Annotated in this window: 1 pseudogene; it reads right to left on the bottom strand. The window is 33.6% G+C overall.

Features of this window, described 5'->3' with window-relative positions:
• Positions 1 to 211: pseudogene (locus ACYQ0O_RS13275) on the bottom strand (IS1634 family transposase); the annotation flags it as partial.

The raw sequence follows: 211 nt of genomic DNA, 5'->3' as shown, positions 1-211 counted from the left end.
AATGGGCTCTATTTCATTTATCCGCTTAAAAAATATTTTAGATATCTTATCCAAATCTTCTTTACTAACTCTCTCCCACTTCTTCCAGTACATCTTAGAATTTAAAGCAGATATATCTACTGGCCGGATTAGATGTATAGCGGTTTTTTTATACCAGTCAGAAAGTGCTTGTTTCGATTTGGGCTCAATCATTCGATTAAAAACAGCATAC

It is taken from the genome of Desulfothermus okinawensis JCM 13304, from assembly GCF_054654515.1.
Note: the sequence above shows the minus strand (reverse complement) of the source record. Positions and strands in the feature narration are given on the sequence as shown.